This is a genomic window from uncultured Schumannella sp., assembly GCF_905479755.1.
In the GTDB taxonomy this organism is placed as follows: domain Bacteria; phylum Actinomycetota; class Actinomycetes; order Actinomycetales; family Microbacteriaceae; genus DCRR01.
The window spans coordinates 105,939-126,227 of the sequence record NZ_CAJQNT010000003.1; the positions used below are offsets into that span (position 1 = coordinate 105,939).

A 20,289-nucleotide genomic window follows, 5' to 3' on the forward strand; every position below is an offset into this window, starting at 1 on the left:
ACCCCGCGACGGTGCGACCTCTGGAGTCACCGCCGCACCCCGCGAACTCCGAATCGGTCGACCGCGCCCGCCCTCAGTTTCGGAGCATTTCAGTGACCAGCACCACGGCGGCGTCCGCGCCCGCCAACCCGCGTTCGCGCGTCATCTTCGCCAGCCTCATCGGCACCACGATCGAGTTCTACGACTTCTACGTCTACGCCACCGCGGCGGTTCTCGTCTTCCCGCACCTGTTCTTCCCCTCGGAAGACCCGACCACGTCGCTGCTGGCGTCGTTCGCCGTCTTCGGCGCCGCGATGGTGGCGCGCCCGCTCGGCTCGATCGTGTTCGGCCACCTGGGCGACCGCCACGGCCGCAAGGCGACCCTCGTCGGCGCGCTGCTGACGATGGGAATCGCGACCTTCCTGATCGGCGTGCTGCCGACCTACGCGGTCGTCGGCTGGATCGCCCCGCTGCTGCTGGTCATCCTGCGCATCGGCCAGGGCTTCGCCCTCGGCGGCGAGTGGAGCGGGGCGGCGCTCGTCGCCACCGAGAACGCCCCGGCCGGCAAGCGCGCCTGGTACGGCACCTTCCCGCAGCTGGGCGCGCCGCTCGGCTTCATCCTCGCCAACGGGCTGTTCCTGATCATCGCCGCGCTGCTGCCCTCCAGCGACCCGAGCATGCCGTCTGAGGCATTCCTCGACTGGGGGTGGCGCATCCCGTTCCTGTTTTCGGCGGTCATGGTGATCGTGGGCCTCTGGGTGCGCCTGCGCCTGGTGGAGAGCGCCGTGTTCTCGCGCAGCAAGGAGGCCGGCACGCTGCAGCGCCTGCCGCTCGTGGCGGTGTTCCGCTCGAACTGGCGCGAACTGCTGCTCGGCACCTTCATCATGCTCGCCACCTACGTGCTCTTCTATCTGATGACCACGTTCTCGCTCAGCTACGGCCGCGCGCCGATCGCCCCCGAGTCGGGCCTTCCGGGCCTCGGCTACGACTACACGAGCTTCGTGCTGATGATGATCGTCGGCGTCGTGTTCTTCGGCATCTTCACGCTCGTCTCGGGGCCCTGGGCCGACCGTTTCGGTCGTCGCCGCACCCTCATCGTCGTGACGGTCGCGATCATCGTGTTCGGTCTGGTGTGGGTTCCGTTCCTGGCGGCCGGTTTCGTCGGCGTGCAGGTCTGGCTCATCGTCGGCTTCATCCTGATGGGCGCCACCTTCGGACCGATGGGCGCACTGCTGCCGGAGCTGTTCCCGACGAGCGTGCGCTACACCGGATCCGGGATCTCCTACAACGTGGCCTCGATCATCGGCGCCGCGCTCGCCCCCTTCGTCGCTGTGGCCCTGTGGACCGCGGGCGGTGGCAGCCCGTTCTGGGTCGGCGTCTACCTGAGCGGGGCCGCGACGCTGACGCTCATCGCGCTGCTGCTCACCCGCGAGACGAAGGACATCTCGCTCGACGAGGTCGGCGAGAAGGCCCCAGCCCAGGAGCCGCTGCCGCTCCCGTAGGTTGCGCTCACGACGCGGCGGCTGCCTGCTCGCTCACTCCGGACGTCCTCAGTCCAGGAACAGGGCCCGTAGCCGCCGCGTCGTGAACACCAACCCGATCGCCACCATGCCGAGGTAGTACCCGACGTGGATGAGCATCTCCGGCCCGAGCGCGCCGGTGGTGAGCCCGCGCACCAGTTCCACCCCGTGCCAGAGCGGCAGCGCCATGATGAACCACTGCACCACCTCCGGGTAGACCGTGATCGGGAAGAACGTCGCCGAGAACAGGAACATCGGCAGCAGGAAGAACTGCACCCAATCCATCTGCTGGAACGTTTTCAGGTAGCTCGTGATCGCCATCCCGAGGCTCGCGAAGCCGAAAGCGATCAGCAGCAGCGCGGGCAGGGCGAGGATCGCGGTCCAGGCGAGGTTCAGCCCCAGCACCTGCATCACCAGCAGGAACGCCGTGCCGTAGGCGGCCCCGCGCAGTAGCGCCAGCGCCACCTCGCCGAGCGCCACATCGAGCGGGCCGAGGCTGGTGGCGAGCATCCCCTGGTAGAGCTTGCCGAAGTGCATTTTGAAGAACACGTTCCAGGTGGAGTCGTACACCGCGCCGTTCATCGCCGCGACGGCCAGCAGGGCGGGGGCGATGAACGCGGCGTAGGAGATCGGGGTGCCCTGGGCATCCGTGACGTCGCCGATGTAGGAGCCCAGCCCGATGCCGAGCGCCAGCAGGTAGAAGATCGGCTCGAACACGCCCGAGAGCACGATCACCCAGTTGGTGGAGCGGGTGGCGAGCAGACCGCGCGCCATCACCGAGCGCGCGTTACCCGCGTACAGGGCCCGGATGCCCGGGCCGGTGGAGCTCGTCATCGGCGCGCTCACCGGTCGAGCCTCCGCACCGAGATCCGCACGCAGGCCTGCCAGCCGGCGATCGCGACGGCAGCCAGGAACGTCACGTGCGTGACGGTCAGCCAGATCGGCTCGTTGGGGCCGTAGCTGAGCTCGCGGCCGAGCTCCGAACCGTGCCAGAGCGGCGAGAGCCACCCGATCCACTGCAGGAAGATCGGCAACTGGGTCAACGGAAACACCGTGCCGCTGAACAAGGTGAGCGGCATGATGACGACCCGCTGGATGATCGCGAACTGGCTGCGATCCTCGCGGAACGACGCGGTGAGGGCCGCGATCGGGCTGAAGGCGAGCCCGGTCAGCATCGCCACCGGGATGATCAGCACGCTCCAGCCGAGCTGCACCGCCCCGAAGAGCAGCAGCACGAGGTAGTAGAGCGTGCTCGTCATCGCGAGCCGGATCGTCACGAAGATGAACATGCCGTCGATGATCTGGCGCCCCGTGATCGGCGCGGCGTTCATGCCGGCGAAGATCGGGTTCCATTTGAAGCCGAGGAAGATGCCGAACATGAATTCCTCGAGCGCCACCGGAACCGCGGCCATCGCCATGAGCGCGGGCGCGACGAAGACCAGGTAGGAGACGCCGTCGATCCCGCTCGGGCCCGCGTTCGCGCCCACCAGCACGGCCAGGCCGACCCCGAACGCGAACACGTAGAACAGGGGCGTGCCGATGCCGGTCGCCAGGATCGTCCAGCGGTAGGCGCGCATCGCGCGCAGCTTGTGCTCGGCGATGTACCAGGCGCCGAAGCGCCGGGGCTTCACGGCGGCGGCGATCGCCTGCTCGGTCGCGGTCGTCATTCGATCAGGCTCCGCCCGGTGAGACGCAAGAACACGTCCTCGAGACTCGAACGGCGCACCAGGCTCGTGATCGGCGCCAGCCCCCGGCTCGTCAGCTCGACGAGTGCCTCCTCGCCGTTGGCGGAGTAGATCAGGATGCGATCCGGCAGCACCTCCAGCCGGTCGCCGATGCCCGCAAGCTTCTGGGCCGCCTCGGCGTTCCGCTGCGAACCGAAACGCACCTCCAGCACCTCGCGGCTGGAGTGCTGGCGGATGAGCGCCGCCGGGCTCCCCTCGGCCATGATGCGGCCGTGGTCGACCACGACGAGACGGTCGCAGAGCTGCTCCGCCTCATCCATGTAGTGGGTGGTCACAACGAGCGTGGTGCCGCGCTCCTTCAACTGGAACAGCCGATCCCAGAGGATGTGGCGGGCCTGCGGGTCGAGCCCCGTGGTCGGCTCATCCAGCAGCAGGATCGACGGGTCGTTGATGAGCGAGCGCGCGATGGTGAGGCGCCGCTTCATGCCTCCGGAGAGGTCGTCGACCTTCGCCGTCACCTTCTCGGTGAGCTGGGCGAAGGCGAGCAGCTCGTCGGCGCGCTTCGCCACCTGCGCGCGCGGGAGCCCGAAATAGCGGCCGTAGACGAGCAGGTTGTCGCGCACCCGCAGATCCGTGTCGAGGTTGTCCTGCTGCGGCACCACGCCGAGCCGCGCGCGGATCTCGGGGCCGTGCTCGTTCGGGTCGAGGCCCAGGATCTCCAGCTCGCCGCCGGTGCGCGTCGAAACCGCCCCGACCATCCGCATCGTCGTCGACTTGCCGGCGCCGTTCGGGCCGAGCAGGCCGAAACTCTCGCCCGGCGCGACCTCGAAATCGATGCCGTCGACGGCGGCGAGGTCGCCGTACCTCTTGACGAGCTGGGAGGCGCGAATCACGGGAGCCGACATGAAACCTGAGCATACGTGGCGCCCCCGTCGACGCGGCGCAGCGCCGTGCCTGCGGGTTAAGCTCGTTCCGGCGCACCTCGGCCCGCCTCCGGCACGCCCCCCTCTCGGAAGAAGTCACCATGTCCTCCCCCGCTTCAGAACGCCGCGGACTCCTGCGCCGCCCCGCCGCCCAGGACGCCGGGCCGCGCGCGAGCTTCCGCCAGCTGCTGCCGTACCTGAGTGAGCATCGCGCGGTGCTCGCGGTCGTCGTCGTGCTGAGCCTGCTCGGCGCCGGCGCCTCGCTCGCGCAGCCGCTGCTGGTGAGCCAGGTGATCGGCGTCGTCGAATCGGGCGGCGGCCTCGGAACCCTGGTCTGGGCGCTCGTCGCCCTCGTCGTCGCCTCGGGGCTCATCAACGGCTTCCAGCACTACCTGCTGCAGCGCACCGGCACGAGCGTCGTGTTCTCGGCCCGGCGCCAGTTGGTGCGCCGCATGCTGCGCCTGCCGATCAGCGAATTCGACCAGCGCCGCACCGGCGACCTCGTCTCACGCGTCGGCAGCGACACCACCCTGCTGTACGCGGTCATGACGCAGGGACTCCTGGATGCGGTCGGCGGCGCCGTGCTGTTCCTCGGCGCGCTCATCGCGATGCTGCTCATCGATCCGGTGCTGTTGGGGTTGACGGTGCTCGTCGTCGCGGTCGCGGTGACGACGGTCACGCTGCTCGGCAAGCGCATCCGCACCGCCAGCAAGCAGCAGCAGGAGAAGGTGGGCGATCTGGCCTCGGCGGTGGAGCGCGCGATCAGCGCGATTCGCACGGTGCGGGCCTCCAACGCGACCGACCGCGAGATGGTGACCGTCGAGGAGGATGCGCGTGGCGCCTACCGCGCGGGCGTCAAGCTGGCCAAGATCTCGGCGCTCGTCGTGCCGGTCGCGGGCATCGCGATGCAGGTGTCGTTCCTGGTGGTGCTCGGCGTCGGCGGTTTCCGCGTCGCGAGCGGCGACCTGACGGTGGCGAACCTGGTGGCGTTCATCCTGTTCCTGTTTTTGATGATCATGCCGCTCGGGCAGGCCTTCGGGGCGATCAACTCGGTCAACCAGGCGCTCGGCGCGCTCGGACGCATCCAGGAGGTCATCGCGCTGCCGAGCGAGGACGAGGGGGATGCGGCGCTCACCCCCGCTGCGCCGCTCGCCGACCTCGCCGCCGCGCCCGCGATCTCGTTCGAGGAGGTGCGGTTCCGCTACCCGGAGCAGGCGCACAAGTCGGAGCGCGAGAAGGCGATCGCCGAAGTGATCGGGGAGGACGCCCTCGCCGAGCTGGAGGGCGCCGAGGCCGACCGTGAGGTGCTGCGCGGGGTGTCGTTCGCGGTGCCGCGCGGGGCGCGGGTGGCGCTCGTCGGGCCCTCGGGGGCGGGCAAGAGCACGATCCTGTCACTCATCGAGCGCTTCTACGACCCGACCGGCGGCGTGGTGCGCCTCGGCGGCGTCGACGTGCGGGCGCTCGACCGGCTTGAGCTGCGCGCTCAGATCGGCTACGTCGAGCAGGACGCGCCGGTGCTCGCCGGGAGCCTGCGCGACAACCTGACATTGGCCTCCCCGGAGGCGAGCGACGAGGACTGCATCGAGGTGCTGCGCACCGTCAACCTCGGCGAGGTGCTCGACCGCGACCCGGCGGGGCTCGATGCGGCGGTCGGCGAGGACGGCGTGATGCTCTCCGGCGGCGAACGACAGCGGCTCGCGATCGCGCGGGCGCTGCTGACCAAGGCGCCGATCCTGTTGCTGGATGAGGCGACCGCATCCCTCGACGGTGCCAACGAGCAGTTGCTGCGTGATGCGATCGAGGCGGCGGCAACGAGTCGCACGCTGCTGGTGATCGCGCACCGCCTGTCGACGGTGGTCGACTCGGACGTGATCGTGGTGCTCGACCACGGCCGCGTCATCGGCACCGGCACCCACACCGAGCTGGTGAATTCCACCCCGTTGTACCGCGAACTAGCCCACCACCAACTCCTGGTCTAGACCGGCAGACCGGCAGGGATGCATCCCGCGCCCAACCGAGTGCCGCGTGCGTCACGCGCTGGCGTCGGGGATGCATCCCGCGCGCCCTTCAGACGAGGGCGTAGAGGGCTACGGCGGAGGCGGCGGCCACGTTGAGCGAGTCGATGCCGTGGTGCATCGGGATCTGCACGTGGGCGTCGGCGTGCGCGAGGGCCTCGGGGCTCAGGCCCGCGCCCTCGGTACCGAGCAGCAGCGCCACCCGCTCGGGCGCGCGGGCGGCGTAGTCGCGCAGCGCCACCGCCTCGGGCGTCAGCGCGAGCGCCGCGATCTCGAACCCGGCCTCGCGCAGCACGGGCGCCGCGAGCTCCCACGACGGCAACCGCGTCCACGGCACCTGCAGCACCGTCCCCATGCTGACGCGCAACGAGCGCCGGTAGAACGGGTCGGCACAGCGGGGCGTGACGAACACCGCATCCGCGCCGATGCCCGCCACCGAACGGAAGATCGCCCCCACATTGGTCGGGTCGACGACGTCTTCGATCACGACCACGCGGCGCGCGCCCGCCAGCAGTGACTCGGGGGTCGGCAGCACCGGACGCTCGAGCGACGCCACCACCCCGCGGTGCACCTGATACCCGGTCAGCTCGGCGAGCAGCTCCGGCGGGCCGGTGAACACCGGCACCGTCGCCGCGTGCGAGCCGAGCAAGGTCAGCGCGTCATCGACCGACGACGCGAGCGACAGCACCGCCCGCGGCGTGTGCCCCGCCCGCAGCGCCCGCTCCAGCACGAGCAGCGACTCGACGAGGAAGATCCCGTTCTCGGTGCCGCGCGCCCCGCGCAGCTCGACGTCGGTGTGGCGCGCGAAGTCGTTCAGCCGCGGGTCGGTGAGCTCGGCGAGCTCAACAACCGGCACGTCAGAGGAAGACGACGAACACGAAGGCGACAGCGAGCGCGAGCGCGCCGAGCACGGCAAGGGGAAGCAGGATGCGGGCGATCATGCTTCCAGCATCCCACCCCGCACCACGGATGCGCGACTCACCGCACGACCGCCAGCTCGGCGCCCGCGGCCTCCAGCTCCTCCAACGCGGCGGCACTGGACGCGAGCGCGACCCCCGCCACCAGGTCGGTCAGCACGCGCACCCGCCAGCCGCCGCCGATCGCGTCGAGCGCGGAGGCGCGCACGCAGTAGTCGGTGGCGATCCCGACGACGTCGATGTCGGTCACCTGGTGTGCGTCGAGCAGCTGCGGCACGGTCTGCCCGTCGTCGGTGGTGCCTTCGAAGATCGAGTAGGCGGGCACCCCCTGCCCCTTTTTGATGTGCGCGTCGATGAGCGACACGTCGAGCGCCGGGTGGTATTCGGCGCCGGGCGTGCCGGCGACGCAGTGCGCCGGCCAGGTGGTCACGAAGTCGGGCTCGCCGTCGAGCGCGAAGTGCCCGCCGTTGTCGTCGTCACCGTGGTGCCAGTCGCGGGAGGCCACCACGACGCCGTAGCGGTCCGGATGCGCTTCCAGATATTCGGTGATCCCGCTCGCGACCGCCGCCCCGCCGTCAACCCCGAGAGCCCCACCCTCGGTGAAATCGTTCTGAACGTCGATGATGAACAGCGCGCGCATGAGGCCTCCTAATAGTTGGCGAGGTTGCTTCCGCAACGATAGAAGCCCGTCACCAGGTTGTCGATGGCGCTCTTGGTGTCGGCGGTGATCCCGTCGCGCACGGCCGAGATCGAGTACGCCACGAGGGATCCGTCGCTCGCCTCCACGATGCCGGCGAGACTGTAGGCGGTGCTGATCCAGCCGGTCTTGCCGTAGACGTTGCCCCGGGCATCCGTGTTGTCGCCGCTGAAGCGGTCCCGAAGCGACCCGGTGACCCCGGCGAGCGACAGCCCGTCGCGCACGTAGCTGAGGCCGTTCTCGCCCTCCCAGACGAGCGCCATGAATTCGGCGACCTGGGTCATGCTGACGGCGTTGTTGGCGCTCAGCCCCGAGCCGTCGGCGACGACCATTCCGCTGGTGTCGGCGCCGAACGATCCGACGGCGCTCGGAATCGCGGAACGCAACGACGACGCGGAACCGTCGAGCCCCGAGTTCTTCGACACCACGCGGGCGAGCATTTCGGCGAGCGTGTTGTCGCTGTCGAGCAGCATCTGCTTGATCAGCACCGACACTTTCTGCGACGACACCTGACCGAGTACAGCGGCGCTCGACGACGCCGAGCCGGTCGCGGTGGTGACCTCCTCGGCGAGCACCCCGCCCGGGTCGGCGGCCCGCAGGGCGGAGACGAACGCCTCCCCGGCGGTGGCGACCGGGTCGGTGCCGCGGGGGCTCACCGACTTGGTCGGGTCGGCGCGATCGCCGTCGACCTGCAGTGCGGTGACCTCCGAGTGGTAGCCGGTGGTCTGCTCGCTGCGCGCCCAACTGGAGTCCCAGTTGTCGGCCGGATTCCAGTACGTCGCGTCGAGGATCACCTGCGTGATCGGAACATCGGGATGCGCGGCCTGGTATTTGACGAGCGCCTGCGCGGCGAGGTCGGAGATCTTGGCCGCGCCCGGATAGTAGCTTTCGGTGCCGGAGGGCAGCGCGCTCAGGGTCGCGTCCCCGCGTCCGACGAGCACGATCGTGCCGGGCACGCTGCCGTCGACGACGGTGGTGGTGAGGGTGTAGTCGGGGCCGAGCACCGCGATCGCGGCCGCCGCCGTGTACACCTTCATGACGCTGCCGACGCGCACGGCGGTGTCGCTGCGCCGCGACAGCATTTGGACCGGTTCGGCGGAGTCGAGCAGGGTCGCCGACACGTACAGCTTCTTGAGCCGGTCGTCGCTGGTGAGGTCGGCGACCGAGCAGGTGCGCAGCAGCACCGAATCCGCGACCGTCTCCGGCACCTCGCGTGCGGCGATCGGCTCTTCGGTCTCGATCACGACGGGAGCTTCAACGTTGGAGGCGACGGCGATGCCGGTGAACACGGCACCGGTGCCGAGGCCGACGAAGAGGACGACGATCGCCGAGATCAACCAGGTGGTCGGATGCGCGCGGATGATGCCGAGGATGCCTCCCCGCCCCGCGGGCGCCTCGGCCTCCGGGTCGGTGGGCAACACCACGGTCGCCAGTTCGCTGCCCGGCGTCGGGGCGGAACCGCCTCGACGCCCGGCGGCCTCTCGTGCCGCTCGGCGGCTGATCGGGGGCTCGTCGCTCACTCGGCCATGATAGGCGACCGGCTCTCGAGGTTCACTCGCCCGGGAACCGCAGTCCGATCTGTGCTCGGATCTCGTCGAGGCTGGCCATGATGGCGACCGACTCGGCGGGGGTGATCTCGGGCGTCTCGGTCTGGCCCGCCGCGATCATGCGCTCCATCGCGAGGGCCTGGAACTGCATCCCGCGCCCCTCCACGGGGATGTCGATGCGTTCGAGCACCTCGCCGTCGTTCGTGACGACGGTTGCGGGGCTCGGCGTGTACCAAACACCGTCGATGTCGATGCGTCCGCGCGAGCCGATGATGCTCGCCCGATTCGCCCCGGCGCCGTCCATCTGGGTGTGCAGGACGGCGTGTGCGCCGTTGTCGTAGCGGAACAGGATCGAGGTCTGCAGGTCGAGCCCGTCGTCGTTGAGCGTGCCAAGCGCGCTCGTCGTCGCCGGTGCCCCCAGGAGATCCCACGCGAGCGCGACCGGATAGATGCCGAGGTCGAGCAGCGCGCCGCCGCCGCGAGCCGGATCCAGCAGCCGCATCCCGGGGCGATCGGCCAGCGCCTGTTCGTGCGTCGCGACGAGGGAGCGCACCTCGCCGATCGTGCCCGCCTCGATCACCTCGCGGATGCGCACCATGTGTGGCAGGAACCGCGTCCACATCGCTTCAAGTACGGTCACGCCGTTCGACTCGGCCGCATCGACGACGGCCTGCGCTTCGGCGGCGTTGATCGTGTACGGCTTCTCGAGAAGCACGTGCTTTCCGGCGTTCAGCGCCAGAATGGCATGCTCCGCATGCGCGTTCTGGGTCGTCGCGACGTAGATGATGTCGACCTCCGGGTCGGCAACGAGTTCGTCATAGCTGCCGTGGCGATTCGGGATGTCGAAGCGCTCGGCGAACTCGACGGCACGTTCGCGTGACCGCGAGCCCACCGCCACGACGGGAGCCCCGACAAGTTGCAGGTCTTTCACCATCAGGGCGGCGATTCCGCCGGGTCCGAGAATGCCCCATCGCAGTCGTGTCGTCATGCATCCACCCTAGCGACGGGGCGAGGGCCGACCGTGCCGCTCGACGTGCGGTCGCAGCCCCCGGGTGCGGGCGCGCCAACGCCGGGGCGCGCGCTGAGATGCGCGCCCCGGCGGGTCTTGGGGCAATCCCTAGCAGCTCCCCCAGCGGGCGGCGGCCCGCGTGAAGCTGTAGGGCTCGTTCGGAACGCCACCGTGCGTCATCGCGAGGTAGATGCACACGCCGGCAGTGCTTCCGGTGTAGGTGGGGCGGTAGAGCGAGTTGCGGTGCGCCGTGGAGTTCCACCACTTCTGCGCCACCGTGGCGCCGGTGTTCCCGGAGCCTCCCGCGAGGTTTCCGTCGCAGCCTTCGATCGGCTTGCCGTCGCTGCGCTTGGCCGTGTTGGTGTGGCCCCACGCGCTTGACGGGTTCGTGCTCGGGTCTTCCGCCATCCAGAACAGGCGGGTCTCCATGCAGGAGTCGTAGCGGAAGTTCGCCATCGGCACCGGGTTCAAGCAGTTGGCAACGCGAATCGCGTTGTACGCCGCCGCAAACGAGGCGATGTCGCTGGTCGTGGTGCCGGCAACCCCTTCGGGGCTGGTGCGTCCGGGAGCCGAACCGGTCGATCCGCCCACGTTGGACGGGCAGGAGGCGCCCTGTGCGGCGAGCGCGGCGCGGCGCTCGGCCGTCCCACTCGCAGCCCCGGCGGCGGTGACGGGCGGCGGGGGCGGCGGAACCGGCTTCTGCGCGATGTGCTCGACATCAACACTCAGGTCGATGCGCGGGCTGTCGATCTCGAGGATGCTGGCCACCGGCTGCGTGACCGCGGCGAGCGCGGCCACCGGGTCGGCGGAGATCTGGCCCTGGACGACGAGCGAGGTCGAGGCGATCGGCGCGGTGCCGACCGCGGCCGCCTGCGCGGGCTGAGACAGAGCCGGTCCGGCGCCGCCGAGGAATGGCAGCGCGACCGTCATGACGGTCGTGAAGACCGCTCCAAGTACAACTGGTCGCCCAATAGTCACGCGATCCCCCCCGAGATCTCGAATGCGTCATCCCCCCTCAGAGCGACGCTGTGGTTGGAGGTTACGTCGCGGCCGGCACCCGAGGCAAGCGGTTTTCGGGGCAAACGGCGAGTTTGCCCCCGGACTGGGGGCGACGATGCAAGAAGTGGAGCCACCTGTCAGAATCGAACTGACGACCTATTCATTACGAGTGAATCGCTCTACCAACTGAGCTAAGGCGGCCGAACCGCTCGCGATGCGAACGGCACGATTGACGATCATAGTCGATCCCGCCGAGCCCGTGAAACGCTCAGCAGTTCGGGTCGCTCGACGGCACCGTTCCGTCGATGAAGAAGTCGTCGACGGCGTCGTTCACGCACGAGTTCGACTTGTTGTACGCGGTGTGTCCCTCGCCGTTGTAGGTGATGAGGTGTCCGTTCACGAGCTGGTTCGCCATGTTCTGCGCCCAGATGTACGGCGTCGCGGGGTCGTTGGTGGTGCCGATCACGAGGATGTCGGGCGAGCCGGGCGCGGTGATCTCGCCGCGCTCGCGCGTCGACGGGAACGGCCAGTCGGCGCAGCCGGTTCCGCCGTACGACATCCGCGGCCCGAAGATCGGCGCGGCGGCCTGCAGTTCGGCGGCCTGTTCGCGCATCGTGGCGACGTCGCTCTCGCTCGGGTAGTCGAGGCAGTTGATGGCCGTGAACGCCTCCGTCGAGTTGGAGGCGTAGCTGCCGTCGGGGTTCCGCTCGTTGTAGCTGTCGGCGAGCAGGAACGCCGTGTCGGTGAAGCCCTGGAAGACCTCGGAGAACAGGACGTCGAGGTAGGGCCAGTTCTCTTGGCTGTAGAGCGGGAGGATGATCGCGATGAACATCGTGTCGGCGCCCAGCTGTCGTCCGTCGCTGTGGAGGAGCGGGCTGGCGACGAGCAGGTCGAGCAGTTCACCGGTGGAGGCCATCGCCGAGTCGACGGTTCCGCCGAACGGACAGTCGGCGCGCTGCACGCAGTCGGTGAGGTAGGCGCGGAAGGCGCTCTCGAAGCCGACGGCCTGCGTGAGGGTCACCTCGAATTCGCTCGTCGCGGGATCGACGGCACCGTCGAGCACGAGCCGCCCCGCCGTGTCGGCGTAGAGCTCGGCGAAGCTGGCGCCGAGGAAGGTGCCGTAGGAGTAGCCGAGGTAGTTGAGCTTGGTGTCGCCGAGCACGGCGCGCAGCAGGTCGAGGTCGCGCGCGGCGCTCGTCGTGTCGACGAACTCCAGCAGCGCCCCGGTGTGTTCGAGGCAGGCCTGGCCCCAGGCGGCGTTGTCGGCGCGGACGGCGGCGATCCACTCGTCACTGCCTTCGACGCCGGGGATGATGCCGTAGTTGTACTCGTCCAACTCGGCCGGGTCGTCGTAGCAGTCCACCGCCGAGGAGTTCCCCACTCCCCGCGGGTCGAAGCCGACGATGTCGTAGCTGGACTGCAGTCGCGCGCTGGTGGCGTAGTCGATGCTGTCGCGCACGAACTCGTAGCCCGATCCACCCGGGCCTCCCGGGTTGATCAGCAGCGAGCCGAGCTTGGTGCCGGTGGCCGGCTGCCGGATGAGCGCGAGCTCGATCGAGTCGCGCGCCGGGTCGTTCCAGTCCAGCGGCGCCATCGCGGTGGTGCACTGCATGCCGGTGCCGCAGGACTCCCAGGTGAGTACCTGGTGGTAGTACGGGATGAGCTCGGCCGAGACGTCTTCGAGGGTCGGCGTCGAGGTGACCTCGGGCGACGGCGGCTGGAACCAGCTGACGCATCCGGTCAGTGCGGCGGCGGTCGCCAGCGCGAGCGCGGCAACCCACGGGGAACGGTGGCGGGTCATGCGATCCTCTCTGACCGGGGCGCGCGCACGGCGCTCACCAGCATGGCTTCCAACGCGAGCGCGGGCGCGACGTTGCCCTCGATGCGGTGCCGGGCCTCGGCGATCGCGTCGAGGGTGGCGAGCGTCTCGGCGGGCGTCGCCTCGCTCGCGGCGCGGTCCACCTCGGCAAAGATCGCCAGGTTGACCGGCTCGAGTTCGGCGCCGAGTTGGCGCAGCAGCACGTCGCGATACAGCGACTGCAGGTCGACGAGGATGCGGTCGATCCCGTCGCGCAGGCTGCGCGTCGCGCGGCGCTTCTGGTCCTCGTCGAGCGCCTTGAGCTGGGCGCGCAGCCCCGGCGGCACGGTGCCCCCGGGCTCGATGCCGAGGGAGCGCAGCGCCTGTTCGCGCTCTTCGGCGTCGCGCTCGGTGGTGATCGCCTCTGCGTCGGCCTTGGCGACGTCGAGCAGTTCGGTCGCGGCGAGCACCGCCCCCGAGACGGAGCGGATGCCGAGGGCCACCTCGAGCGTGCGGGCGCGGCGGCGTCGTGCCTCATCGCTGGTCGCGAGGCGGTGCGCCATGCCGATGTGGGATTGCGCCTCGCGCGCCGCGCGCAGCGCGTCCGGGCGCGAGACCCCGTCGCGCCGCTCCAGCAGTTCGGCGACCTCCTCGATCGTCGGCACCCGCAACCGCAGCATGCGCACGCGCGAACGCACCGTGGGCAGCAGGTCGGCTTCGCTCGGGGCGCAGAGAATCCAGATGGTGCGTGGGGGCGGCTCCTCGAGGGCCTTCAGCAGCACGTTGGAGGTGCGCTCGGTCATCCGGTCGGCGTCTTCGATGATCATCACGCGGTAGCGACCGGCCGAGGGCGAGAACTGGCTCGCCGTGACGAGACGGCGCACGTCGTCGATCTTGATGATGACGTTCTCGGTGGCGAGCACGGCGAGGTCGGGATGCGTGCGCGCCGCCACCTGCGCCACCGTCGCCTCTTCGTCGCCGGGCCGGGCCAGGAGCGCCGCGGCGAACGCGTAGGCGAGCGTGGAACGACCGGAGCCGGGCGGGCCGGTGATCAGCCAGGAGTGGGCGAGGCCGTCCCCCGCGGCCGCGGCGCGCACGGTCGCGATCGCCTCGGGCTGGCCCGTCACCTCGTCAAACACGACTCCACGCTAGTCGAGGAGGGCCGACACTCGGTCGCGGATTCCCGCGGCGAGTTCGTCGACCGGGCGCGTCGCATCGAGCACGAGGAAGCGCTCGGGTTCCGCCGCGGCGAGCTCCAGGTAGGCGGCGCGCACGCGTGCGTGGAAGTCGCTGGCCTCCGCCTCGAGCCGGTCGTAGCGCGTGCGGGAGCTGTCGAGCCGCTCACGCCCGAGCGTCTCGTCGAGGTCGAGCAGCACCGTCACATCGGGCAGCAGCCCGCCGGTCGCCCAGAGCGACAGCTCGCGCACCTCCGTCGCATCGAGCACCCGCCCGGCGCCCTGGTAGGCGACCGAGGAGTCGAGGTAGCGATCCTGCAGCACGATCGCGCCGCGCTCGAGCGCCGGACGCACGAGCGTCGCGATGTGGTGCGCGCGGTCGGCCGCGTAGATCAGCGCCTCGGCGCGCGGCTCCATCTCGCCGCGCCGGTGCAACACGATCTCGCGCAATTCGACGCCGAGGTCGGTGCCGCCGGGTTCGCGCGTGCGCACGACCTCGCGGCCGAGCCCGACGAGGTGCTCCTCCAGGATCGCGGCCTGCGTCGACTTGCCGGATCCGTCGCCACCTTCGAAGGTGAGGAAGAGCCCGCGCACCGCTAGCTCTTTTTCTTCGCCGGGGCGCGCTTCGCCGGCGCGCGCTTGGCCGGCTTCTTGGCCGGACCCTTCGCCCGCTTGTCGGCGAGAAGCTGCACGGCGCGGTCGAAGTCGACCGCCTCGACGTCTTCGCCGCGCGGGATGGTCGCGTTGGTCTCGCCGTCGGTGACGTAGGGGCCGAAGCGACCGTCGCGCACCTTGATGAGCTTGCCGCTGACCGGGTCCGCCTCGAACTCCTTGAGCGCGCTGGAGGGGCGCCGGGCGCCGTACTTCGGCTGCGCGAAGATCTCCAGCACGGCCGGCATCTCGATCGTGAAGATCTGCTCTTCGCTCTCGAGCGACCGACTGTCGGTGCCCTTCTTCAGGTACGGGCCGTAGCGCCCGTTCTGCGCGGTGATGTCGACGCCCGTCTCGGGGTCCTGCCCCACGACGCGCGGCAGCGACAGCAGCTTGAGCGCGGTCTCGAGGTCGACGGTCATCGGATCCATGTCTTTGAACAGGGATGCGGTGCGCGGCTTCGGCGCGGCGGCCTTCTTCTTGGCCTTGGGCTTGGCTTCGAGCACTTCGCCCGTGGCCGGGTCGACGACGGGCTCCTCGGCGGGCGGCTCCGGCTCCAGCTCGGTCACGTAGGGGCCGTAGCGGCCGTCCTTGGCGACGATCATCTTGCCGGTCTCCGGGTTCACCCCGAGTTCGCGGTCGCCCACCACGGGCGCGTCGATCAGCTCTTGCGCCTTTTCGGCCGTCAGTTCGTCGGGGGCCAGCTCTTCCGGCACGTTGACCCGGCGCGGCGTCTCGCCTTCGGCGGCCGGAACCTCCAGGTACGGGCCGTACTTGCCGATGCGCAGCGTGATGTCGTCGGAGATCCGCACCGAGTTGATCTCGCGCGCGTCGATCTCGCCGAGGTTTTCGACGGTGTCGCGCAAACCGCGGTGCTCTCCCCCGCCGAAGTAGAAGGCCTTCAGCCACTCGACGCGATCCTGCTCGCCGCCGGCGATCCGGTCGAGGTCTTCTTCCATCTCGGCGGTGAAGTCGTATTCGACGAGTTCGCCGAAGTTCTCCTCCAGCAGCCGCACGACGCTGAAGGCGATCCAGTTCGGCACCAGCGCGCTGCCGCGCGGGCTGATGTAGCCGCGATCGATGATGGTCGAGATGATGCTCGCGTAGGTCGACGGGCGACCGATGCCGAGCTCTTCGAGTTTCTTGACGAGGCTCGCCTCGGTGTAGCGCGCGGGCGGGCTGGTCTCGTGGCCTTTCGCCTCGAGCTCGGCGAGGGTGAGCACCTGACCTTCGGTCATCGGCGGCAACGTCGTCTCGCGCTCGGCGGCGGCCTCGGCGTCGTCGCGCTCCTCGTCACGGCCCTCCTCGTAGGCGGCGAGGAAGCCGCGGAAGGTGATGACGGTGCCGGAGGCGGTGAACTCGGCGGCGGTCGCGCCCGCCTCGGCGGCATCCGCCGGTCGGCCTTCGATGGTGACGGTCGCGGTCTGGCCGCGGGCATCCGCCATCTGCGAGGCGACGGTGCGCTTCCAGATCAGGTCGTAGAGCTTGAAGTCGTTGCCGCGCAAGGTGCTGGCCAGCTCCGACGGCGTGCGGAACACATCCCCCGAGGGGCGCACCGCCTCGTGGGCTTCTTGCGCGTTCTTCGACTTGCCGGTGTAGACGCGCGGCTTTTCGGGAATCGAGTCGGCACCGTACAGTTCGGAGGCCTGAGCGCGCGCCGCCTGGATCGCCTGCTGCGAGAGCGCCGGCGAGTCGGTACGCATGTAGGTGATGTAGCCGTTTTCGTAGAGACTCTGCGCGACCGACATGGTCTGACGCGCGGTGAAGCGCAGCTTGCGGCCGGCCTCCTGCTGCAGCGTCGAGGTGGTGAACGGCGCGGCGGGGCGACGCGTGTAGGGCTTGGACTCGACGCGGAGCACGGTGAACCGCGCGTCGTCCTTCGTGAGAGCGGCCGAGAGCGCCTCGGCGGCCTTCTCGTCGAGGGCGACCGCGTCGCCCTTCAGCACGCCGAGGTCGGTGAAGTCGCGACCGCTGGCGACGCGGCGACCGTCGAGGCGCGCGAGGCGCGCGTCGAACTTCTTGCCGGCCTGGTCGGCATCGGCGCCCGGCGCGAGCCCCGCGATGAGGTCCCAGTAGGAGGCGGAGATGAAGGCGAGTCGCTCGCGCTCGCGGTCGACCACGAGTCGCGTCGCGGCGGACTGCACGCGCCCGGCCGAGAGCCCCGGCCCGACCTTGCGCCACAGCACCGGCGAGATCTCGAACCCGAACAGCCGGTCGAGGATGCGGCGGGTCTCCTGCGCGTCGACCAGGGCGGTGTCGAGTTCGCGCGGGTTGTTGCGCGCCGCCTCGATCGCGTCCTTGGTGATCTCGTGGAAGACCATGCGCTTGACGGGGACCTTCGGCTTCAGCACCTCGAGCAGGTGCCAGGCGATCGCCTCCCCTTCGCGGTCTTCATCAGTGGCGAGGTAGAGCTCGTCGGCGTCCTTGAGGGCCTTTTTGAGTTCGGTGACGGTGCGCTTCTTGGCGTCACTGACCACGTAGTAGGGAAGGAATCCGCCCTCGACGTCGATCGAAAACTTGCCGAGCGACCCCTTCTTGAGCTCTGGCGGCAGGTTCTTGGGCTCGATCAGGTCACGGATGTGACCGACCGAGGCCTGTACCTCATACCCATCGCCGAGGTACTGCGCGATCGTCTTCGCCTTTGCGGGCGACTCGACGATGACAAGCTTCCTGCTGTCTGACACCGGACTCCTTCCGTCCGAGGCACACCATACACATTCGCGCCGAGGCTCTGCTTCGCGCCGCACGGCCGGAGGTGAACGCTCGTTCGCGGCTGCTCCTTATATAGGTGTCGTTTCCTGCTACGGTCGAGGGAACCTCAGCGGATGCGGTGCCCCTCACATCCGGGACTCCGGAGATCGCCCGTGATCCACTCGATCATCGCGCGCCGGGCCGCCCTCGCCGCCGCGCTCGCCCTCCCGTTCGCCCTGCTTACGGCCACCCCCGCCTCGGCCGCGACCGTCACCGTCACCACCTGGGGCGACCTGCAGGCCGCGTTCGCCGTCGACGGCGACACCGTCGTTCTCGGCGCCGACATCACCGCGCCGACCGGTGAATCCCTGGTCGTCGAGGCTGGCGAGTCGATCACCCTCGACCTGAACGGCCACACGCTCACGATCGCGGACCCCGCGATCTCCGACGCCGCCATCGGCGTCCCCGACACGTCGACACTCACCATCAACGCGACCGGCGGCGGGGCCCTGACCGCCCAGGGTGCCACGTACGCCGCGGGAATCGGCGGCGGCAATGGCGGCGATGGCGGATCCGTCACCATCACCGGCGGCACGATCGACGCCACCGGCGGATCCAGCGGGGCGGGGATCGGCGGCGGCGATGGCGGCGATGGCGGCGTCATCACTCTCAGCGGCGGCACCACCACCGCCACGGGTGGTTTTCTCGGCGCAGGGATCGGCGGCGGCGAGAGCGGGAATGGCGGCACCACGACGATTGCCGGCGGCACCGTCACCGCCACCAGTGGCGGCTACGGGGCGGGAATCGGCGGCGGCGACGAGGGCGCCGGCGGCACGACCACCATCACCGGCGGAACCGTCACCGCCGAGGGTGGGCACTACGGAGCGGGCATCGGCGGCGGCAACGAGAACGGCGGTGGCACCACAGACATCACGGGCGGCGACGTCACCGCCACCGGCGGCGATTACGCGGCCGGCATCGGGGGCGGCTCCACCGGCACGGGCGGGACCACCACCATCAGCGCCGGCACCGTGGCGGCGACCGGCGGATACCGGTCGGCGGGAATCGGGAGCGGCGACATGGGCGGTGATGCCGGCACGACCACGATCCAGGGCGGCCGCGTCACCGCGACCGGCGGCAACGGCGCAGCCGGGATCGGCGGCGGGTACAACAGCGACGGCAGCCCGGTCACCATCACGGGCGGCCGCGTCACGGCGACCGGCGGCGACGACGCGGCCGGCATCGGGGCCGGCAATTGGGGCACCGCCAGCACAATCGACATCCAGGGCACCCCGGATGCGGGTGCCGCCACCGACGGCGGGGCGCCGAGAGCGTCCTCGATCAGCAACTCGACGACGCCCGCCGGGGTCGGCTACTCGGCCGTCACCGGAACTGTCGGTGCGGGCGGTCAGATCATCGTCCAGTTCCACTACCTGGTCACCTTCGACACCGCGGGCGGCAGCACCCTGGCGAGCACGACGGTCAATGACGGCGAGGCTCCCGCCGCGCCCGCCGACCCCACGCGCGAGGGCTACGAGTTCGCCGGGTGGACCCTGGATGGGGAGCCCTACGACTTCGCCGCCCTCGTCACGGAGCCGATCACCCTGACCGCCACCTGGGATGCGGTGCTCGCCGCCACCGGCGTCGACGCGTGGCCTCTCGTGGGCGGCGCGGCGATCCTGTTGCTGGGCGGCGTGCTGCTCGCCGTGTCATGGGGGCGGGCCCGCCGTCGCGCGAGCGCGGACGACAACACCGCCGAGTGACGCCGCCGCCTCGACGGTGACGATGTAGCCGTCGACCTCGCACGAGCGCAGCTCCGTCCGGTTGGCGGCGGTGACCTGCTCGGCGACGAGGCACGGCGATCCGGGCACGATCCCGCGCGCGGCGTCGGCCGCGGCGAGCGCCGCGTTGTCGGCCGCGCCGATCACGCGCTGACGCTCGACGAGCGCACCCCCGAGCGCGACGGCCGCAAGCGCGAGCGCGACGAGGGCGCCGAGCAGCGCGAGGCCGAGAACCGAGCCCGAGCCCGTCTCCCGCGCCCCGGCGCGATCACCGCTCGACGTCGCGCCCGCGCCGACCGCGGACGCTCTCACAGCCCACCCGCGAGCGCGCAGCTGCGCGCCTCCAGCCGAACACCGAGCAGCCCGCCCACGCCGCTCGGCGTGAGCGACAGCTCGGCGCACACCAGCCCGCCGTCGTCGCGCCGCGCCAGCGTCGCGCCCGGCACCTGCACCGCCAGGTGCGCGGCGACGACCGACGACGCCTCGCCGCGCGCGAAGCCGCGGGCCGCATCCGCCGCCGCATCGCTCAACCGCACCGCGGCACTGCCGAGCTGGATGCCCGCCATCAGCGCGAGAAAGACGAACAGGATCGCCGGCAGCGCGATCGCGAACTCGGCGACGACGCTGCCGCGGTCAGCCCGCCACCGTGAGCGCATTGCGCACCAGGTCGGTGAGGATCTGCTGCACCTCACCCGAGCGCAGAATCACCACGAGCAGGCCGGCGAAGCCGACCGCCGCCATGATCGTGATCGCGTACTCGGCGGTCGCGGCACCCCGCTCGTCGTCGCGGAGGGCGCGCCCGCGCGCGGCGAGCCCCCTCCCCGGAGTCGGCGAGAAGTTCGTGCGAGTCGTTGACATGATCGTTCCTTCCGTATCGCCCGGGGGCGTGTTGGCGGCACGAA

General features: G+C 70.3%; 18 protein-coding genes and 1 tRNA gene. 3 read left to right on the forward strand and 16 right to left on the reverse strand.

The window, feature by feature from the left end; genetic code table 11:
* Positions 1–86 precede the first annotated feature (86 nt).
* Positions 87–1,481, forward strand: coding sequence for an MFS transporter (locus QZ258_RS00670; RefSeq protein WP_294178297.1), 1,395 nt, complete (start codon positions 87–89; stop codon positions 1,479–1,481).
* 48 nt (positions 1,482–1,529) lie between these two features.
* Here QZ258_RS00670 and QZ258_RS00675 read toward each other — a convergent pair whose 3' ends face one another.
* Genes QZ258_RS00675 through QZ258_RS00685 form a run of 3 tightly spaced genes read right to left on the reverse strand, consistent with a single transcriptional unit; the run spans position 1,530 to position 4,089 of the window.
* Complete coding sequence (locus QZ258_RS00675) at positions 1,530–2,333, reverse strand: ABC transporter permease (protein ID WP_294178299.1); 804 nt, start codon at positions 2,331–2,333, stop codon at positions 1,530–1,532.
* Between the two features lie 8 nt (positions 2,334–2,341).
* The gene (locus tag QZ258_RS00680) at positions 2,342–3,166 is read right to left on the reverse strand and encodes an ABC transporter permease (RefSeq protein ID WP_294178092.1); all 825 of its coding nucleotides are present in this window, start codon (positions 3,164–3,166) and stop codon (positions 2,342–2,344) included.
* On the reverse strand, positions 3,163–4,089 hold the full coding sequence (locus QZ258_RS00685) for an ABC transporter ATP-binding protein (protein ID WP_294178095.1): 927 nt from the start codon (positions 4,087–4,089) through the stop codon (positions 3,163–3,165). Before QZ258_RS00685 ends, QZ258_RS00680 begins: the two co-directional genes overlap by 4 nt.
* Before the next feature lie 119 nt (positions 4,090–4,208).
* Between QZ258_RS00685 and QZ258_RS00690 the strand changes: the two genes are divergently transcribed.
* Complete coding sequence (locus QZ258_RS00690) at positions 4,209–6,086, forward strand: ABC transporter ATP-binding protein (protein ID WP_294178097.1); 1,878 nt, start codon at positions 4,209–4,211, stop codon at positions 6,084–6,086.
* An 88-nt stretch (positions 6,087–6,174) separates the two neighbouring features.
* Here QZ258_RS00690 and QZ258_RS00695 read toward each other — a convergent pair whose 3' ends face one another.
* The 10 genes from QZ258_RS00695 to topA all read right to left on the reverse strand — a co-directional run bounded on the left by QZ258_RS00695 (position 6,175) and on the right by topA (position 17,599).
* Positions 6,175–6,978 carry an RNA methyltransferase gene (locus tag QZ258_RS00695; RefSeq protein WP_294178101.1) on the reverse strand — a complete coding sequence of 268 codons (804 nt, stop codon included), beginning with the start codon at positions 6,976–6,978 and terminating at the stop codon, positions 6,175–6,177.
* Positions 6,979–7,100: 122 nt separating this feature from the next.
* Positions 7,101–7,679: an isochorismatase family protein gene (locus QZ258_RS00700; protein WP_294178103.1), complete on the reverse strand. Its 579-nt coding sequence runs from the start codon at positions 7,677–7,679 to the stop codon at positions 7,101–7,103.
* An 8-nt stretch (positions 7,680–7,687) separates the two neighbouring features.
* A complete protein-coding gene (locus QZ258_RS00705) occupies positions 7,688–9,256 on the reverse strand; it encodes a D-alanyl-D-alanine carboxypeptidase/D-alanyl-D-alanine-endopeptidase (protein WP_294178105.1) in 1,569 nt (522 codons plus the stop codon).
* Between the two features lie 31 nt (positions 9,257–9,287).
* The gene (locus QZ258_RS00710; protein ID WP_294178106.1) at positions 9,288–10,271 is read right to left on the reverse strand and encodes a Gfo/Idh/MocA family protein; all 984 of its coding nucleotides are present in this window, start codon (positions 10,269–10,271) and stop codon (positions 9,288–9,290) included.
* 129 nt (positions 10,272–10,400) lie between these two features.
* Positions 10,401–11,222 (reverse strand): hypothetical protein, encoded by an 822-nt coding sequence (locus QZ258_RS00715; protein WP_294178108.1) that lies wholly within the window; start codon positions 11,220–11,222, stop codon positions 10,401–10,403.
* A 194-nt stretch (positions 11,223–11,416) separates the two neighbouring features.
* Positions 11,417–11,492 (reverse strand) — tRNA-Thr (locus tag QZ258_RS00720).
* A 67-nt stretch (positions 11,493–11,559) separates the two neighbouring features.
* On the reverse strand, positions 11,560–13,092 hold the full coding sequence (locus QZ258_RS00725; protein ID WP_294178111.1) for an alpha/beta hydrolase: 1,533 nt from the start codon (positions 13,090–13,092) through the stop codon (positions 11,560–11,562).
* Positions 13,089–14,228, reverse strand: coding sequence for a DNA polymerase III subunit delta' (locus QZ258_RS00730; RefSeq protein ID WP_294178113.1), 1,140 nt, complete (start codon positions 14,226–14,228; stop codon positions 13,089–13,091). The genes QZ258_RS00725 and QZ258_RS00730 overlap by 4 nt, the downstream gene beginning before the upstream one ends.
* 9 nt (positions 14,229–14,237) lie before the next feature.
* Complete coding sequence (gene tmk, locus QZ258_RS00735) at positions 14,238–14,858, reverse strand: dTMP kinase (RefSeq protein ID WP_294178115.1); 621 nt, start codon at positions 14,856–14,858, stop codon at positions 14,238–14,240.
* Between the two features lie 2 nt (positions 14,859–14,860).
* A complete protein-coding gene (gene topA / locus QZ258_RS00740) occupies positions 14,861–17,599 on the reverse strand; it encodes a type I DNA topoisomerase (RefSeq protein ID WP_294178117.1) in 2,739 nt (912 codons plus the stop codon).
* 180 nt (positions 17,600–17,779) lie between these two features.
* Between topA and QZ258_RS00745 the strand changes: the two genes are divergently transcribed.
* Positions 17,780–19,369, forward strand: coding sequence for an InlB B-repeat-containing protein (locus tag QZ258_RS00745; protein ID WP_294178119.1), 1,590 nt, complete (start codon positions 17,780–17,782; stop codon positions 19,367–19,369).
* On the opposite strand, the gene QZ258_RS00750 is transcribed toward QZ258_RS00745, so the two are convergent.
* From QZ258_RS00750 to QZ258_RS00760, 3 genes are read right to left on the reverse strand one after another with little or no spacing between them, the layout of a single operon-like run.
* The gene (locus QZ258_RS00750) at positions 19,316–19,699 is read right to left on the reverse strand and encodes an Rv3654c family TadE-like protein (RefSeq protein ID WP_294178122.1); all 384 of its coding nucleotides are present in this window, start codon (positions 19,697–19,699) and stop codon (positions 19,316–19,318) included. The two genes, QZ258_RS00745 and QZ258_RS00750, sit on opposite strands and share 54 nt — an antisense overlap.
* Positions 19,696–20,043 carry a TadE family type IV pilus minor pilin gene (locus tag QZ258_RS00755; protein WP_294178124.1) on the reverse strand — a complete coding sequence of 116 codons (348 nt, stop codon included), beginning with the start codon at positions 20,041–20,043 and terminating at the stop codon, positions 19,696–19,698. Before QZ258_RS00755 ends, QZ258_RS00750 begins: the two co-directional genes overlap by 4 nt.
* The gene (locus QZ258_RS00760; protein ID WP_294178126.1) at positions 20,021–20,245 is read right to left on the reverse strand and encodes a DUF4244 domain-containing protein; all 225 of its coding nucleotides are present in this window, start codon (positions 20,243–20,245) and stop codon (positions 20,021–20,023) included. Before QZ258_RS00760 ends, QZ258_RS00755 begins: the two co-directional genes overlap by 23 nt.
* Positions 20,246–20,289 lie beyond the last annotated feature (44 nt).

Bases quoted from the DNA above. Each gene is read 5' to 3' on its own strand.
- QZ258_RS00675 (WP_294178299.1), bottom strand. From the start codon at position 2,333: ATGACGAGCTCCACCGGCCCGGGCATCCGGGCCCTGTACGCGGGTAAC.
- QZ258_RS00680 (WP_294178092.1), bottom strand. From the start codon at position 3,166: ATGACGACCGCGACCGAGCAGGCGATCGCCGCCGCCGTGAAGCCCCGG.
- QZ258_RS00685 (WP_294178095.1), bottom strand. From the start codon at position 4,089: ATGTCGGCTCCCGTGATTCGCGCCTCCCAGCTCGTCAAGAGGTACGGC.
- QZ258_RS00690 (WP_294178097.1), top strand. From the start codon at position 4,209: ATGTCCTCCCCCGCTTCAGAACGCCGCGGACTCCTGCGCCGCCCCGCC.
- QZ258_RS00700 (WP_294178103.1), bottom strand. From the start codon at position 7,679: ATGCGCGCGCTGTTCATCATCGACGTTCAGAACGATTTCACCGAGGGT.
- QZ258_RS00710 (WP_294178106.1), bottom strand. From the start codon at position 10,271: ATGACGACACGACTGCGATGGGGCATTCTCGGACCCGGCGGAATCGCC.
- QZ258_RS00715 (WP_294178108.1), bottom strand. From the start codon at position 11,222: ATGACGGTCGCGCTGCCATTCCTCGGCGGCGCCGGACCGGCTCTGTCT.
- QZ258_RS00725 (WP_294178111.1), bottom strand. From the start codon at position 13,092: ATGACCCGCCACCGTTCCCCGTGGGTTGCCGCGCTCGCGCTGGCGACC.
- QZ258_RS00755 (WP_294178124.1), bottom strand. From the start codon at position 20,043: ATGCGCTCACGGTGGCGGGCTGACCGCGGCAGCGTCGTCGCCGAGTTC.
- QZ258_RS00760 (WP_294178126.1), bottom strand. From the start codon at position 20,245: ATGTCAACGACTCGCACGAACTTCTCGCCGACTCCGGGGAGGGGGCTC.